Source organism: gamma proteobacterium SS-5 (genome assembly GCA_009497875.2).
Lineage (GTDB): Bacteria > Pseudomonadota > Gammaproteobacteria > Chromatiales > Chromatiaceae > Magnetovirga > Magnetovirga frankeli.
This window is the reverse complement of sequence record CP032508.2, coordinates 1,075,503-1,090,964: the sequence shown is the minus strand read 5'-3', so window position 1 is coordinate 1,090,964 and position 15,462 is coordinate 1,075,503. Positions and strand designations below refer to the sequence as shown.

The 15,462-nt window shown below is 63.6% G+C and carries 15 protein-coding genes; 3 read left to right on the top strand and 12 right to left on the bottom strand.

The features are described 5' to 3' along the window. Positions 1-38: 38 nt before the first annotated feature. Positions 39-1,208 carry a PilT/PilU family type 4a pilus ATPase gene (locus tag D5125_10245; GenBank protein ID QFY89841.1) on the top strand — a complete coding sequence of 390 codons (1,170 nt, stop codon included), beginning with the start codon at positions 39-41 and terminating at the stop codon, positions 1,206-1,208. 213 nt (positions 1,209-1,421) lie between these two features. Here D5125_10245 and D5125_10240 read toward each other — a convergent pair whose 3' ends face one another. The 5 genes from D5125_10240 to D5125_10220 all read right to left on the bottom strand — a co-directional run bounded on the left by D5125_10240 (position 1,422) and on the right by D5125_10220 (position 6,517). Next, entirely contained in the window at positions 1,422-1,829 is a 408-nt protein-coding gene (locus D5125_10240) for a PIN domain-containing protein (protein ID QFY91116.2), read from the bottom strand. Then, a complete protein-coding gene (locus D5125_10235; protein ID QFY89840.1) occupies positions 1,829-2,053 on the bottom strand; it encodes a hypothetical protein in 225 nt (74 codons plus the stop codon). Before D5125_10235 ends, D5125_10240 begins: the two co-directional genes overlap by 1 nt. 139 nt (positions 2,054-2,192) lie before the next feature. After that, the gene (locus tag D5125_10230) at positions 2,193-2,984 is read right to left on the bottom strand and encodes a hypothetical protein (protein QFY89839.2); all 792 of its coding nucleotides are present in this window, start codon (positions 2,982-2,984) and stop codon (positions 2,193-2,195) included. Positions 2,985-3,008: 24 nt separating this feature from the next. Beyond that, complete coding sequence (pta, locus tag D5125_10225; protein ID QFY89838.1) at positions 3,009-5,096, bottom strand: phosphate acetyltransferase; 2,088 nt, start codon at positions 5,094-5,096, stop codon at positions 3,009-3,011. Positions 5,097-5,308: 212 nt separating this feature from the next. Continuing rightward, positions 5,309-6,517, bottom strand: coding sequence for an acetate kinase (locus tag D5125_10220; GenBank protein ID QFY89837.1), 1,209 nt, complete (start codon positions 6,515-6,517; stop codon positions 5,309-5,311). A gap of 190 nt (positions 6,518-6,707) precedes the next feature. Here D5125_10220 and D5125_10215 point away from each other — a divergent pair, with 190 nt between their 5' ends. Beyond that, on the top strand, positions 6,708-7,373 hold the full coding sequence (locus D5125_10215) for a M50 family metallopeptidase (GenBank protein QFY89836.1): 666 nt from the start codon (positions 6,708-6,710) through the stop codon (positions 7,371-7,373). A 279-nt stretch (positions 7,374-7,652) separates the two neighbouring features. Beyond that, positions 7,653-7,868, top strand: coding sequence for a hypothetical protein (locus tag D5125_10210; GenBank protein QFY89835.1), 216 nt, complete (start codon positions 7,653-7,655; stop codon positions 7,866-7,868). 65 nt (positions 7,869-7,933) lie between these two features. On the opposite strand, the gene D5125_10205 is transcribed toward D5125_10210, so the two are convergent. The 7 genes from D5125_10205 to yidD all read right to left on the bottom strand — a co-directional run bounded on the left by D5125_10205 (position 7,934) and on the right by yidD (position 15,462). Beyond that, positions 7,934-8,671: a ParA family protein gene (locus D5125_10205; GenBank protein ID QFY89834.1), complete on the bottom strand. Its 738-nt coding sequence runs from the start codon at positions 8,669-8,671 to the stop codon at positions 7,934-7,936. Then, positions 8,668-10,254, bottom strand: a complete 1,587-nt coding sequence (locus D5125_10200; protein QFY89833.2) for a CHAD domain-containing protein — start codon at positions 10,252-10,254, stop codon at positions 8,668-8,670. The genes D5125_10205 and D5125_10200 overlap by 4 nt, the downstream gene beginning before the upstream one ends. 116 nt (positions 10,255-10,370) lie before the next feature. Beyond that, entirely contained in the window at positions 10,371-11,330 is a 960-nt protein-coding gene (locus tag D5125_17050; GenBank protein ID QPB72239.1) for a hypothetical protein, read from the bottom strand. A 198-nt stretch (positions 11,331-11,528) separates the two neighbouring features. After that, positions 11,529-12,284: a 3'-5' exonuclease gene (locus D5125_10190; GenBank protein QFY89831.1), complete on the bottom strand. Its 756-nt coding sequence runs from the start codon at positions 12,282-12,284 to the stop codon at positions 11,529-11,531. After that, complete coding sequence (locus D5125_10185; GenBank protein QFY89830.1) at positions 12,284-14,140, bottom strand: cyclic nucleotide-binding/CBS domain-containing protein; 1,857 nt, start codon at positions 14,138-14,140, stop codon at positions 12,284-12,286. Before D5125_10185 ends, D5125_10190 begins: the two co-directional genes overlap by 1 nt. Positions 14,141-14,147: 7 nt before the next feature. After that, positions 14,148-15,203: a hypothetical protein gene (locus tag D5125_10180; GenBank protein ID QFY89829.1), complete on the bottom strand. Its 1,056-nt coding sequence runs from the start codon at positions 15,201-15,203 to the stop codon at positions 14,148-14,150. After that, the gene (yidD, locus tag D5125_10175; GenBank protein ID QFY89828.1) at positions 15,193-15,462 is read right to left on the bottom strand and encodes a membrane protein insertion efficiency factor YidD; all 270 of its coding nucleotides are present in this window, start codon (positions 15,460-15,462) and stop codon (positions 15,193-15,195) included. Before yidD ends, D5125_10180 begins: the two co-directional genes overlap by 11 nt.

Sequence of the window (15,462 nt, the reverse complement as noted above, 5' to 3'; positions counted from 1 at the left end):
TACTTTTAGCCCGATTGAATGCACAAAGGGGATTATTCATGGCCGTAGATCTACCCAAAATCCTACAGATCATGGTGAAAAACGACGGTGCCGACGTGTTTTTCCATACCGGTGCCAAGATCACCATCAAGACCCCCAACGGCTTTGCCCAGCTGGGGGAGAGGCTGCAACCGGGCGAGACCGAACAGGCGGTACGAGAGAATCTGCCGGAAAAGAAATTCGCCGAGCTGGAAAAGACCGGCGAGTTGGACTTCTCACTGGCCTATCGCGGCATCGGCCGCTTCCGTGGTAACGCCTTCCGCCAGCGTGGCGAGATCTCCCTGGTGCTGCGCCAGATCCCCACCGAGGTACCCACCATCGATCAACTCGGCCTGCCCGAGGTGTTGAAGAAGCTAATGATGGAGAAGAACGGCCTGATCATCGTCGTGGGTGCAACGGGCTCAGGTAAGTCCACCTCCCTGGCAGCCATGATCGACCACGTCAACAGCAACAAGGCCTGCCATATCCTGACCCTGGAAGACCCCATCGAATTCATGCACAACCACAAGAAATCCATCGTCGCCCAGCGCGAGATCGGCAGCGATACCGAATCCTTCAGCGCCGGCATGAAATCGGCCCTGCGCGAGGCCCCTAACGTCATCCTGCTGGGGGAAATCCGCGACGTGGAGACCATGGAGTATTCGCTGAAATTCGCCAACACCGGCCACCTGGCGTTATCCACCCTGCACGCCAACAACTCCTCCCTGGCGATCGAGCGTATGCTCGGCTTCTACGACGGCAGCGAGCGCGAGGCCCTGGCCCAGCGCGTGGCGCAGAACCTCAAGGCCATCGTCTGTCAGCGCCTGGTACCCAAGATCGGCGGCGGCAAGAAGGCGGTGATCGAGATCATGGTGAACACCCCGCGCATCGCCGACCTGATCGAAAAAATGGAGCTGGGCGAGATCAAGGAGATGGTGGAAAAGGGCACGAACTACGGTATGCAGTCCTTCGACCAGCACCTGGTACAACTGTTTTTTGATGGCATCATCGAGGAGCAGACGGTATATGACTACGCCGATTCGGTGGCCAACGCCAAGCTCAAGATCCGCGCCGAGGAGACCGGCAAGCGCATTGCCGAAGGGGCCGGGGCCGGTGACGACAGCAAGGTACTCGGCGGCCTGTCCGGCATCTCCCTGATCGACAAGGATGAAGACAAGAAGGGGGGCTGATTCAGAGAACAGAGGACAGAAGACAGAGGGTAGTGTGTAGCCCGGATGGAGCGCAGCGCTGTCCTGAGCGGTGTCCTGAGCCTGCCGAAGGGCCTGTCGAAGGGCGGCATCCGGGCTAACGCCAGGATACTAAAGATCCTGCCAGTTGGTCAGCAGCGGCCCACCCCAAAAATACAACTTTTGCTTGGGACAAAAAGGCCGACCGGAAGCGAATCATTTATAGGGTAGCCGCTCCTGTGCAACAGATTCCAATGACTCAAACTCTGGATCCTTGTGAATCAGTATGGCCTCAGACTCCAGTGCGGCAGCGGCAATCCAGGCATCTGCAAGAGAAAGCCGGTGTGTCGCCTTCAGCATTGCCGCACGCTCTAATAAGGCAGGGGACTCATGAACCCACTGAATGGGCAAGGCCAAACAGCCTTGGTAGGCGCTCCGCCCAGCCAGCGTATTTTCGTCTTTCCAGACCCGGTAATAGACTTCCATCAGAGTAATGAAACAGCCCAAGCAAATAGTTTTTCCGTCCCACGCCGCATAGAGCAACTCAGCTACCCGCTCCCAACCCGGTTCCTTATCACGAGCAGTGAGCAAGGCAGAGGTGTCCAGCAGATAAACAGGGCCCACTATTCGTGCCCCTGATCTTTTTGCCTCTCCTCCAGGAGTCGCTCGGTAGAACCGCCTGAGCCACAACCACAAAAACTACGGATAGGATCATCCTCGATATTCAAAGGGGGCTTGGCGGGGGCATCCATAGCGATGAATATCACTTCCGTAGGGCGATGGCGCATCTCTGGCGGAACGGCAATCCACTCCTCTGGATCACTGATAACCTGGCGAATGGCAAACATGCTGGCAGTCCTATTGGTGATGGTGAATACAGAGGACAGAAGACAGAGGACAGAGGACAGAGATTAGTGTGTAGCCCGGATGGAGCGCAGCGCTGTCCTGAGCCTGCCGAAGGGCGGAATCCGGGTTAACGCCAGGATACTAAAGATCCTGCCAGTCGGTCAGCAACAGGCCGGAGATCACCCCGGCCAGGCCGGCCCCGATAACGCCGCCGAGCATGGCGCTGGGCAATTGCTCTAGCACCAGCTCCACCTCGGGCACCAGGTTGCCGGCCATGCCGGTATCCACGCTGCTGGCCATGACAAAGGAGCAGATGGAGATGAACACGGCCACAAAGCCCCCCACCAGGGCACCGTCCCCCACTGGCGGCAGCAGATCGTCATAGAGGTGGATAAAGGTCGGCACCAGCAACACATAGAGCACCCCGGTCAGGGGGCTCATGGCGGCCACCAGCCAGGCCAGGGGCACCCCTTGCAGGCGGGATGACAACAGCATATAGAGCAGCCCCACCAACACACCCACACAGAAGCCTGCCAGGGTCTTGGCATCGGCGCAGCGGATGCGCGAGCCATGGGACAGATAGCCATACAAGGCCCCCATCAAGGCCCCGGCCGGTAGCATGATGGCCAGCAGGTGGAGCAGGTCCAGCTCGCCGCCACCCAGGGTGAACATGATGATGCTGATGGGAAACAACAGACCGGCCATCAACACCGCCAGACGCATGCTGCTGTAGATCAGGGCACCTATGGTGGCGGCCAGCACGGCGGCGACAAAGAAGGGGTCCGCCGGTATGTCCCAGCGCCGGGAGAAGACCACGAAGAAGACAAAGAGCACGGCATAGAGCAGGCCAATAAAGGCCCAGATGCCGCCCCTTATGCCCGCCTCGCGCAGCCGCAGGATCATGACCGGTGGCTCGGGTTTCGTCAGACTCATGCTTACCCCTCCGCACTTCAGATGTTAACGCGCACTGGCCTGGGCCTGGATGGCGGTGATCGCCACGGTGTTGACGATATCGGCTATGGTACAACCACGGGACAGGTCGTTCACCGGTTTGTTCAGCCCCTGCAGAATCGGGCCTATGGCCAGGGCGCCGGAGGTGCGCTGTACCGCCTTGTAGGTGTTGTTGCCGGTATTCAGATCGGGAAAGATGAACACCGTGGCCCGTCCCGCCACCTCGCTGTCCGGCAGCTTGGTGCGGGCCACCGAGGCATCCACCGCGGCATCGTACTGGATCGGCCCCTCCAGCTTCAGCCAGGGTGCCTGGCGGCGGGCGATGGCCACCGCCTGGCGCACCTTCTCCACTGCCTCGCCCGCGCCGGAATCGCCGGTGGAATAAGACAGCATGGCCACCCGCGGGATGATGCCGAAGCGCTCGGCGGTGGCCGCCGAGGTGATGGCGATCTCGGCCAACTGCTCGGCATTGGGCTCGGGGTTGACCGCGCAGTCGCCATACACCAGCACCCGGTCGGCCAGGCTCATGAGGAATACGCTGGAGATCAGCTCATGGCCCGGCGCGGTACGGATCAGCTGAAATGCCGGGCGGATGGTGTGCTGGGTGGTGTGCACCGCGCCCGAGACCATGCCATCGGCATCGCCGCACTGCACCATCAGGGTGCCGAAATAGCTCACATCCTCGGCCAGATCCCAGGCACCCTCTGGGGTCAGACCCTTGCCCTGGCGGGCCTCGAACAGGGCATCGGCATAGCGTTGGCGCAGCTCTGAACGACTCGGATCGATCACCTGGGCCTGGTCCAGGCGCAGCCCCAGGCGGGCCGCCTTGGCGCGAATCTCATCCACATCGCCCAGCAGGATGATGTCCGCCACGTCACGCAGCAGAAGCACCTCGGCGGCACGCAGCACCCGCTCCTCGCTGCCCTCGGGCAGGACGATGCGCTGGCGGTTGGCGCGCGCCCGCTGGATGATCTCATATTCAAAGCGCAACGGCGTGGTGCGCTCGGAGCGGTCGGCCAGCTCATCGCCGATCAGGCTGCTGCAGTCGATCTCCAGCTCCTCGGTCAGGGCCAGGGCGGCGGCCAGCTTGCGCGGGTTCTCCGGGTTCAGGTGGGACTCCACCCGACTGGCGGCCAGGGCGGTGGCGAAGGTATCCGGCTCCACCAGCAGGATGGGCAGATTGGCCCGCCCCAGGCCGTCCACCAGACGCAGCACCTCGGGCGCCGGGTTGAGACCGCCGGTGAGCAGCAGGCCGGCGATCTGCGGGTAGTTGCGGCTGGCATCGGCCATCAGGCTGCCGACGATGAGATCGGAGCGGTCGCCGGGGGTGATCACCAGGCTGCCATCCTGCACCCGGCGCAGGAAATGCGGCAGCTCCATGGCCGCCACCTGAAAATGCACTACCTCGCGCTCCAGGCTGGCGGGGCTGCCGGCCAGTACCTTGGCATCGAGCGCCCGGGCCACCTCGCCCACGCTGGGCATGTCCAGCAGGGGGCGCTGGCTGATCAAATAGATGGGCATCCGCGCCAGTTCCGGGTCTTCCTTCAGCTGGGCCTTGATGTCGGCCTTGAGGCCCTCCTCCACCCGGTTGATGAACAGGGCGAACAGGGCGCTGTGGTGTTCCTCCAGCGTCTCTTGCAGGGCCTGTAGGTCCTCGCTCAGCTGGCTGAAGTCGCGCTGATAGCCATCAAGCACGGCGATAATCTGACAGTTCAGGTGGCTGGCCAGCTCCAGGTTGAAGTCCAGCTCCACCCCCGGCAGGCTGGCGGCATAGTCCACCCCCTCGCAGAGGATGTGGCTGTAGCTGTGCTCCAGGCGCTGAAAACGGGCCAGAATGCGCTTGACGATCTCCTCCTTGTCGCCGGCGGCCAGCAGAGGGCGGGCCTCGCTGGCCAGCAGGCCGTAGTGAATGGACCCCTCATGACTGCCGTAGCGGGAGCGCATCAGACGCATCACCGAGTCGTTTTTGTCGATGATGATGGGCCGAAAATAGGCCACATTGCCGCTGCTGGCGCTGAGTCGATCCATAAAGCCCAGACTGAGCGCCGATTTACCCGTGCGTCGTGCGGTGCCGGTGATATAAAGATGTGACATGGATTAGGCCTTTGATTCAAAGTTTGAAGGTAACTGCACGCCCACCCTCATCGCCAAGGAGAGAGAGTCACCCCCCTTTACCAAAGGGGGGGCAGGGGGATTTCTTCAGCGCCAGCATAACTACCCGCGTCCGGAATCCCCCTCAATCCCCCTTTTGCAAAGGAGGAGGCCAATGAATCAAACCCGCCCTAAGCCCTCTGCGTGCTCTGTGGCTAAATGCGCTTTTCAGGTTCAACCTTGGCGATTAGCGCTTTACACTGGCGGGCGATTTCCAGCTCCTCGTTGGTGCGGATCACCAGCAGGGGCCTGCTGCCGGGGCGATGAATCGGGGCTATTTCGCCGTTCACTGCTTGATTGGCAGCCAGATCCAGCTGGATGCCCAGGCCATCGAGATCGGCGCAGATTCGCTGGCGGATGGGGGCGGCGTGCTCGCCGATGCCACCGGTAAAGATCAGGGCATCGACCCGGCCGAGCAGGGCCAGGTAGCCGCCCAGGTATTTGCGGATGCGCCGACAGTAGATCTCCAGCGCCAGCTCGGCCTTGGGGTCGTCGGCCTCGGCCCGTTGCAGGATACGGCGCATGTCGTTCTCGCCACACAGGGCCTTGAGGCCGCTGTCGCGGTTGAGGGCGGCATCTATGGCCTCGGCGGAGAGCCCGGCCACCCGGTTCAGATAGGCCGGGATGGCCGGGTCCAGGTCACCGCTGCGGCTGCCCATCACCAAGCCTTCCAGCGGGGTCATGCCCATGGAGGTATCCTCGCAGCGGCCAGCTCGGATGGCCGCCATGCTCGCTCCATTGCCCAGATGCAGGCTGATCAGGTTGCACCGCTCCAGCGGCCGACCCAGCCAGTCCGCCGCCCGCTTGGCGACATAGGCATGAGAGCTGCCGTGGAAGCCGTAACGGCGCACCCCATGGTTGCGGTACCAGTCGTCCGGCACCGCATAGCGCCAAGCGGATTCGGGCATCCCCTGATGAAAGGCGGTGTCGAATACGGCAATCTGCGGCAGATCGGGAAACAGGGCGCGGCAGGCCTGGATGCCGGCCAGATTGGCCGGATTGTGCAGCGGGGCCAGGGGGATGCAGGCGCGGATGCGCTCGATGCTCGCCCCGTCCAGCAGGCAGGGGGCACGAAAATGCTCGCCGCCCTGCACCACTCGATGGCCAATGGCCGCCAGCGGCCGGGCCTCGCTGAGTACCCGCGCCTGCTGCAGGGCGTCCAGAATCAGCCCCATGCCCTGCTGGTGATCCACCGCCAACACCGACCGCTGCTGCCCCTGCGCCCCGGCCAGTTGCAGATGCAGGCTGGCCTCGCCCTCGCCTATGCGCTCCAGCAGGCCCGCCAGCAGCAGGGATTCATCGGCCATCTGCAACAGCTGGAACTTGATCGAGGAACTGCCGGAGTTGATCACTAGAATGCGCATGGGCAGGGCTCCAAACCGGGGGATTGCAGGGTCGTTTTTTTGCAGCGCACAATTCTACCCCCTTTAGCGGCCGACTTCATCCAAGAAAAAGGTCCGTCTGGTCGGCGCACGGGGAGAGGCTGTTGCTGTCGCCGGTTTATTGCGAGAATGGGGCCGGTCGCTGTTTCTGCCCCATCCTGGAGTCCCCGCCGTGAATCCTCTGCTGTTGTTGCTCATGGTACTGGCCATTATCGCCAGCCTGTTCTATGCCCCTGGCTGGCTGCTGGCCCCGTTGAAATGGTTCGAGGTGTTTTTCCATGAGTTCTCCCACGGCCTGGCGGCCCTGCTCAGTGGCGGCGATATCCTGCGGGTGGACCTCCAGTTCGGCGGCTCCGGCACCTGTCATTACCGTGGCGGGTTTCGCCCCCTGGTGGCCTTTGCCGGTTATGCCGGGGCCAGCCTCTGGGGCCTTGCCATCTACAGCGCCGCAGCGGCGCTGAACAAGCGCACCGCCCATCTGCTCATTGCTCTGCTGCTGGCCAGCCTGGCGCTGGTGGCCCTGCTCTGGGCGCGGGATCTGGAGACCTGGCTGATCCTGCTGCTGATGGCCGGGATACTGCTCCTGTTGCTGCGCCACGGTGAACAGTCCCTGCTCAAGCTGGCGGTGGAATTCATCGGCCTGTTTATCCTGATCAGCTCGATTCAATCACCGCTGTTTCTGCGCTATGTCCAGGGCAGGGGCGACGCCGCCGATCTGCGTGCGCTGACCGGCATCCCCGAGCTGGTCTGGATCGGCCTGTGGCTGTTGATCGGGCTGACCGCCCTGCTGATGGTCCTGCGCAACGGCCTGCGCGCCCGCAAGGCCCGGCTGGTCTGAGCCCAAGAAACCCCTATTGCGCCCTTAAGCCACAGAGGCGCAGAGATCACAAGGGCCGATCTACCCGATTGGCTGAGTTTTGGGGTAATCAGGAGGCTCGATTCAGCAGAAGAGGGCCAGCTGAAACCAGGCTGGCGAGGAAGGCGGGCAAATGGTCTAATGCGCGCCGGCGGCCTGGGCGATGCAGATCGCCCTGGCCCACTGAGCGAAGTCGAAGCAGGCCGCTTAGGTAAATCCCAAAACGGCCCTTCATTCCATCATGCAACCCAAGGAACCTAGATGAAAGTCGTAAAGAAAACCGATGAGTATGTCATTTATCTCAAACGCAACCAGCGCCATGCCGTCAAGGCACTGGCCAACAAGAAATTCGTCAATGGTGAGGAAAAGACCCAGATCCTGCTCGATGCCGGTCTGATCACCCCGCCCAAGACCAAGGCTCCGGCGGCGGAAGAGGCCCCAGCGGAAGAGGCCGCCACAGAGGCCGCCGCCGAGTAGGCCAGCAGGCCCGCCCCAGGGTCGGCACGGGCCGACCCTGGGGCGGGCAAGAATCCAGCCGTGCCCTACTTTGCCCGCAGGCGGCGCTCCAGCTCCTTCCACAGCTCCACATAGGCCCGCGCCGCCGGGCAACTGCGGGAATACTCCAGCAGCGGCTTGCGGTATTCGCCCATCAACTCAACGCTGCTGCTGTAAGGGATCACCGACTGGAAGCTGTTTTCGGGTGGCGACTCCATCACCTCCTTGTGCATCTTCTTGCGACGGTCGGCCATGGACAGCAGCGGCCAGACCGGGGTCTTGCCCAGCTTGTGCCCCTGCAGAAACTCCAGCAGCTGATGGAGGGTGCGCAGCGACAGGGTGGTGGGAATGGTCGGCACCACCAAGGCCGAGGAGGCGCGAAACACGTTCTCGGACACCAGGGAGATGCTCGGCGGGCAATCCAGATAGACGCGGTCGTACTGCTGCGACAGGGGCTTGAGCAGGGCCAGCAGGCGCTGCATGGGATGGCTCATCCCCTCCAGCAGCAGGTCCATGTTGCGAAAGGAAAAGTCCGCCGGCAGCAGGTCCAGCTGCTCATAGTCTGTGGCCTTGATGACCTGATCCAGATCGCGTTCACCGCGCAGCAGTTTTTTCGGCCCCTTGACCTTGGGCTTGATGCGGAAATAAAAGCTTGAGGCCCCTTGCGGGTCCAGGTCCCAGATCAGGGTACGCATACCGGCCTTGGCGGAGATATGGCCCAGGTTGACCGCAGCCGCAGTCTTGCCCACGCCGCCCTTGATGTTGTACACACCGATGATCTTCATGCCCCCTGCCCTCCGCTGTTTGTCGCCCGCTGTTTGAACAAATCATCGAACAGCGCCCGGTTTTCGGCGCTGGCAAACTCGGCAAAACGCTGGGCAAAGCGGGTGCGCTCCTGATGCTGGCGCTCCAGCAGGCCATCGATGAGCATGCCTATGGCGAGCAGGGTCTCAGTGCTGACGCGGGACTGGCGCAGCTCCTCGGACATCTGCTTCATCTTCCCCGCCTGCACCTCCAGGTCCTGAAAATCTCCCAGGTTGTCGAGCAGCGCCTTGATCGATTTAATGAGCGATTTGATCTCGCTGGCAGGATAGAGGCTCTGGAAAAACTCCATCAGGTAACGCAGCTTCTTGCAGCTCTTGCGCAGCTCATGCAGCTCCTCGGCAGGGCTGTCGTCCTCGATCAGGCGGCCCTCGCGCATGACCCGTTTGTACATCCGGTGGATGCGCCGACTGGCCACCTCCAGCACCGGCCGCACGGCGTTGGCATGGTTCGCCACCTGCGGCACCGGTTGCTGCAGAAACTCACGCCAGTCGGCCAGCAGGCTGAGCAGGCGCTTGCTTTGCAGCCGCCGCGCCAACTTCTTCTGCTCGCTGCGTTGGTGGCGCTCCAGATAGCGATGCAGGGGCTCCAGGGCATCGCGGTATTCCTCCGGCAGGCTGTTGCTGTAGTCGGGGAACTTGAGCAGATAGACATCCATATCCCGGGTCGGCCCGCTGATCTGGCCCAGCCAGCCGAACTCCTGCCGATAATGGGCCAGGCTGATGGGGTCGAACACCTGCTTGATCTGGCTCAGGGCCGAACGGGTACGCCGCACCGCCACGCGCAGATCGTGCAGGAACTCGGAATCCGTATCCGCCTTCACCCCCTCCAGATTGGCCTCGATCACCCCCAGCAGAAACAGCAGGATCTGCTTGGCGGCGGCATCGGCGCGTTGCTCCGGTTTGAGGGAGAAGTCCAGCTTGGCGCTGTACGCGCCGGGCTCGGCGGCAACCGCCTTGAGCAGGCGCGGATAGAAATGGGCCGCGTCCAGCACCCCATCGGACTGTTCCAACCAGCGGATCAGGCGGTCGCGCTCGGCCTCATAGCCCTTCAGGCCGATCACCCGGATCAGGGGCGGCAACTCGACCGCCTGCTTGGTCTCGGCACCGGCCTGGGCCAAGGCCGGGCCGCTGGCCTGGGCGCGGATCAGCTCCAGCCGCACCAGGGTCTTCTCCTCATCATCCAACAGGCGCAGGCGCTTGCGCTCACCGCTCAGGCACGCCTGGGGCAGCAGCCGACGCATCTCCACCACCTCGGCCAGGCGCTGGCGCAGGGCCGGGGCCTGGAGGGAATCGAGCAGGCCCGGCTCGGCCTCATTGCGCCCCGCCAGCAGCAGCCCTGCCGTCTCGTAGGCGCACAGCTCCAGCCAGTACCCCGCATCGGCCTGCTCGGCCAGCAGCAGCAGGCCGTCCCGATACAGGCGCCAGTCGAAGGTGTCCAGGTAATCGGCCCGGTAGGCCTCTCTGTCCCCCTGCCGCAGGGGCCAACGCTCACCCAAGCGCTGCTCGAATTCATCGGCGCAAAGGCCGGAGAGTTGGAATTGCATGGCCGCTGTAACCCGTCTGTCACATTGAAGGGACCATCCTATCAAAATGCTTGGGATTTTTTGTGACATTTCAGGCGGAAAAGCAGGCCATCAGCCCCCCTTCAGGAAAATCCCTTCTACTGGCGGAGATAATGGCCGAAGGGCCGGGGCCTAGGCCAGAGTCTCAGGCCCTGGCGAGGGCTGCATTCCAGGCCGCGCCCACCACCATCGTACAACCGCAGCCGCCGCTGCCGGTCGGCCTGGAGCCAGGCCAGGTGCGGCTCCAGCCAGGCCTCCAGCCGCTGCAGGGCCTCCAGCCAGTGCGCCGCACTGCGTGCCTGGGCCAGCGCCAGAAACAGCCGTAGTTCTCCGTCCCCGGCTGTCTCCGCCCCCTGCCCCAGACCAAGCCAGCGCTGCACGCCACGGGCGAGCAGGTCCTCCCCCATCAAGGCCGAGATCGGGCAGGGCGCGGGCCGGGGCAGGCGGCCAGCGCCGTGCAGCCAAAGGCCGTTGATAGCGGGCAGGCCCTGCATCTGCCGCTGTTGATTCAGCTCCTGACCATGAAACAGCATCTGGGTCTCCGTCAGCAGGGCACGCCAGTGGTGGGCATCGGCCCCCTGGGGCAGAAACGGCTGGGGCGAGCCCCCGACCACCTGTTCCAGGGGCCAGGTCCTGAGCCGGGGCATGGTATTCAGGCGCAGGTACCAGCGTTGCGCATGGGGAGCGGTCAGGACCAGACCCTGCCCGCCGAAGTGGGCATTGAAAGCGGTACACAAGGACTCGGCCTCGGTGGTCTGGATCGGCAGATCCCTATCGGCAAAGAGCAGCAGATTGGCCAGATCGGCGCGCAGATGCACCGGGCTTGCCTGCATCCAGATGCCATCGCCCGGTATCAGGCCCTCGCCAAGCAGGGCAATGGGGGCAGCCGGGGTATCCAGCGGCTGGCCGACAAGCTGCAACAGTTGCGGGAAATAGCCTTCCACCCCAGGCAGGGGCCTGGCCCGATCCAATAACCGCTGCAAGCCTGGGGCTTGTACCTGGGCGGGGTCGGTCAGGGACGCGGGAGGGCAAAACAGGCTAGGGATGAGCAGGTGCATTGGGGGGTCCGGGTGAGTGTGTAAGATCGCGCAATGCCCATTATCCACCCGATCGCGCCCATGGGGTGAGCCTACGCCAGCCCGCGATCTACGCGCTCCCTTGCGTTCTCTGCGTCCTTACCGTGAAACCACCTTGCTAGTGACCATCATCCGGGCTAGGGGCCTGCCGAGCCCCGAACCCCGGTCGCCCCTCTGATCTCAGCACCACAGCTCGTGCAGTGGGGTGTTGGCGGAAAAGCGGTGGGCCACCTGGGCCTGCAACAGTTCGGCGCAGGCCAGGGCATCGGTCAGGGCATGGTGCGGCCGGTAGAAAGGCAGATGATAACGCGCCCGGCTTTGCCCCAGGCGGATGGAGACCGGTCGCTGGCCGCGCAGCCGCTGCCACAGGCCAAGCGGCTTGTTGCGGTGCAGGCGGGCCTCCAGCTCCATGGTATCGATCAGCGGGAAGCTGATGCCCTCGCCGATGCGCTGGCGCAGGGCGGCGTCGAGGAAGGCACGCTCCATGCCCCGGTGATGCACCACCCCAATCCGCCCCTGCATCTGCTCCAGCAGGGGCTCCAGTATCTCCAGCAGGTCCGGTGCCCGATGCAGCGCCGAGTGGGTGATGCGGTGGATCACCACCGAGTCTTCATGCAGCCGACCGCGTGGTCGGATCAGCCAATGGCTGGCCTCGGCGCAGCGGATGCGGCGCAGGCTCATGGGCAGCAGGCCGATGCTGACGATGTCGTCCTTGGCCGGGTCCATGCCGGTGGTTTCAAAGTCCATCGCCAGCAGGGGGGCCGCCTCCAGCGGGGTATCGGCGGCCACGCAGCCGGCCCGATAGTAGGCCTGCAGGGCCGGGTGCCGGGCCTGCTCGGCCAGCTCGGCCAGGCGTTCGGGCCAGTCCGGCGGCTGGCTTACCGCCTGCCCCTCCGGGGCCTGGGGTGCCTCGCTCTTGGGCTTGAGATAGAGCATCAGGCGTAACGGTAACGCAAAAACTTCTGTGCGTTGCTGAGGATCTGGAAGGCATCCTTGAGGTTCTTGCGCTCGAAATCCGACAGATTATCCGGCTCCACCCTGTTGTCCGGCTCCCGTCCTGCCTCCAGGTCCAGGGCCTGGTGGCGGATGCGCACCATGGAGATCAGCTCCAGGGCATCGCGCAGGTCCGGTCCACGCCCCGGCGGCAGTATGTTGGCGTCAATCACATCGCGCAGGCGCTCGAAGCTGTTACGCGCCTGGGAGCCCACCGACAGGCCATGCACCCGCAGCAGATCGGCCAGGGGGGCGGTGCCGCGCCGTTTCATGTTGATTGAGTGACTGTGCTGGCCATCGGTTTCCATGACAAAGCCCTTGAAGAAGCCCAGCGGCGGGGTACGGTGCAGGGCGTTACGCGCCATGGCGGCGAGAAAGCGGCGATTCTGCCGCGCCTTGCGGCGGATCAACTGGTTGAGCATGTCGGCCCAGTGGAGATTGCCCCAGACCCCTTCCAGATCGAAGAAGATGGAGCTGTGCAGCAGAAATTCCGCAGTGGGCTGCTCGATCCACTGGCTGAAATTCTCCTCCCACACCCGCAGCGGCTGCCGCCATTGGGGGTTGCTGGCCATGATCTTGCCGCTGCAATAGCTGTAGCCGCAGGCGGCCAGGCCATCGCAGACGAACTCGGCCAGATCCCGAAAATAGCCCTCGTGCAGGCTGGCGTCGTAGCGGTTATCCAGGATCATGGCGTTGTCCTGGTCGGTGACGATAAGCTGCTCCTCGCGCGCCATGGAGCCCAGGGCCAGAAAGCAATAAGGAACAGGTGGCTCGCCGAGCTTTTCCTCCCCCAACTCCAACAGACGCTGCTTGAAACTGCGTCCGATCATGGCCATGGCACCGCCGATCATGCGTGAGTTGGCGTCCTCGTTGACCATGCGGCTGAAGCTGGCGCGCACGTCCTGGCGCAGGGCCACCAGCTCCTCCAGGCTCTGCGCCTGATAGATGCTGCGCACCACAAACAGGCTGTTTTGGGATTCATGACGGATGATGTCCGACAGGGCGATCACCCCCAGCACCTGATCCCGCTTCAGCACCGGCAGATGGTGCAGATTGTGGCGCAGCATGAGCAGCATGGCCTCGAACACAAACTCGCTGTGCCGCACCCAGTGCAGATCGGTGCTCATGATCTGGCTGACCGGGGTGTCGTAGGGCAGACCAGGGGCCAGCAGGCGGTCACGCAGGTCGCGGTCGGTGAGGATGCCGACCAGGCCGGCCCGGTCATCCGCCCCCGGCCCCCTGATCAGCAGGGAAGAGGCCCCCTCTTCGCTCATGCGCTGGGCCGCCGTGCGCGCGCTGGCATCGGCCGTCAAACACAGCGGCGGACGGCCAATCAGGGTCTCGGCAGGGGCATTGAGCAGGGGGTTGGCGTCCTTCTGCCGTTCCACCGCATGGCGCAGCCGGGTCTGGTCCTCCACCTCCACCAGGTCGGCAAAGCGCTCATGGGCCTCGAACAGCCGGTTGAACAGGGGCTCGGCAATCAGATAGACCAGAGTATCTTCCAACGCCGTTACCGGAAACCGCACCCGGTTGTTGCGCAGCAGGCCGAACTCGCCAAAAAAGCCGCCCTCGCTGAGCCGGTTGTACAGCTCGCCGTTGCGCCGGAATACCTCCACCGCGCCGCTGCGGATCAGATACCAGTGATGGATCTCCTCGGCAAAGCTCAGAATGGGGCTGCCCGCCTTGTAGTAGGCCACCTCCACCTGTCCGGCAACCTCAGCCAGGGCCTCATCGGGCAGCTCGGTAAAGGGGCTGGTCCGGCGCAGAAAATCTATAATCTCCAGCTGTTCGGCATGCATCAATCTTCTATCTCCATCCTCTGTCCTCTGTCCCCAGCGCCCTTAGCTGTTGCTCGATCTGCTGCGCGCGCAGCCCCTGATAGTTGCTCCGGTTAAACAGCACAAAGCGCCCGCACAGCTCGCTCCAGCCCAGGGCCGACAGCCAAGGCTGGCGCTCAAAGCAGCCCTGCAGACGGCGCGGCAGCAGGTACAGCCGCTCCCCCCGATAGAGCATGTTATAGGCAATATTGTGCTCATGACAGCGGCTGATGGCCTGCCAGGCCGACTCCGGCCGATCGAATCGCCGACAGGGCAAGGGATAGGCATGCGGGCCACCGTTGTGCCGCCAGCTGGGGTCTTCCAGGGGCAGACCGGCCTCCAGGAACAGCTGAAAATGCAGATGATTGATCGAGGCCCCGGCCCCCAGGCTGTTGTAGCCCAGCCCCAGACCAGGGATCCGCCCGCTCAGCTCAAGGCAACAGGCCCAGGCATGATAGTGAAGGGATTCTGTCAGGTACTGCGGCAGGCATTGCTCGGCCTCCGGCACCCAGAGGCCGTGCAGGGGCATGAAGGGAAACTTGTTGTACAGCAAGGCAATGGGCCGGGCGAGAAACTCCCCGCGCCAGAAGGTCTCGCTGGCCAGAAAGGGCTTGTTGAAATGAAAACCGGCCGGATTGAAGGGCCGCAGCAACTGGTTGATCTGCTCGCCTCCGGCCCGCTCCGGACGCAGGGAGCGGAGCAGATTGAACTGCAACTGCCAAGGCCCCGCCCGACGCTGCTCGGGCGCGGGCAGCCGATCATAGCCCAGGGCCATCAGCTTGAGCAGCACCAGCAGGTCATCCACCGGCGCGTTGATCGGCTCACCGGCGGCCAAGCTCCGGCGACAGTCTTCGCTCAGCTGCCGATAGCGCGGCAGCAGCCTGGCCTCCAGCGCATCGAACCGGCCTGGCTCGGCATGGGCATTGGCCAGGGCCAGAATGAAGGCCCCCATGCCCTCGTCCTCATCCAGCAGGCGCAACAGGCCTTGACTGAAGGCCTGGCGCAAATCTTTCTGGCTGGCAAAGGGGTGGGGCTCAGTGGTCATGTTTCTGCCTGTGCTGATCGGGCCGCTCCGGTACCGGATCATAACCGCCCGGGTGAAAGGGGTGGCAGCGGAAGATACGTTTGATGCCCATCCAGCCCCCGCGCAGGGCACCAAACCGGGCCACCACCTGGAGCATATAGCTGGAACAGGTGGGTTCATAGCGGCAACTGCGGCCCAGCAGCGGGCTGAACACCAACTGATAAAAACGTACCAGCTTGATCAACAGCCACTGAGCCGGGTTGGTCGGGGTATCGGGCAT

Bases quoted from the DNA above. Each gene is read 5' to 3' on its own strand.
- D5125_10245 (QFY89841.1), top strand. From the start codon at position 39: ATGGCCGTAGATCTACCCAAAATCCTACAGATCATGGTGAAAAACGAC.
- D5125_10235 (QFY89840.1), bottom strand. From the start codon at position 2,053: ATGTTTGCCATTCGCCAGGTTATCAGTGATCCAGAGGAGTGGATTGCC.
- D5125_10230 (QFY89839.2), bottom strand. From the start codon at position 2,984: ATGAGTCTGACGAAACCCGAGCCACCGGTCATGATCCTGCGGCTGCGC.
- pta (QFY89838.1), bottom strand. From the start codon at position 5,096: ATGTCACATCTTTATATCACCGGCACCGCACGACGCACGGGTAAATCG.
- D5125_10220 (QFY89837.1), bottom strand. From the start codon at position 6,517: ATGCGCATTCTAGTGATCAACTCCGGCAGTTCCTCGATCAAGTTCCAG.
- D5125_10210 (QFY89835.1), top strand. From the start codon at position 7,653: ATGAAAGTCGTAAAGAAAACCGATGAGTATGTCATTTATCTCAAACGC.
- D5125_10205 (QFY89834.1), bottom strand. From the start codon at position 8,671: ATGAAGATCATCGGTGTGTACAACATCAAGGGCGGCGTGGGCAAGACT.
- D5125_10200 (QFY89833.2), bottom strand. From the start codon at position 10,254: ATGCAATTCCAACTCTCCGGCCTTTGCGCCGATGAATTCGAGCAGCGC.
- D5125_17050 (QPB72239.1), bottom strand. From the start codon at position 11,330: ATGCACCTGCTCATCCCTAGCCTGTTTTGCCCTCCCGCGTCCCTGACC.
- D5125_10190 (QFY89831.1), bottom strand. From the start codon at position 12,284: ATGCTCTATCTCAAGCCCAAGAGCGAGGCACCCCAGGCCCCGGAGGGG.
- D5125_10185 (QFY89830.1), bottom strand. From the start codon at position 14,140: ATGCATGCCGAACAGCTGGAGATTATAGATTTTCTGCGCCGGACCAGC.
- D5125_10180 (QFY89829.1), bottom strand. From the start codon at position 15,203: ATGACCACTGAGCCCCACCCCTTTGCCAGCCAGAAAGATTTGCGCCAG.
- yidD (QFY89828.1), bottom strand. From the start codon at position 15,462: ATGCCCGATACCCCGACCAACCCGGCTCAGTGGCTGTTGATCAAGCTG.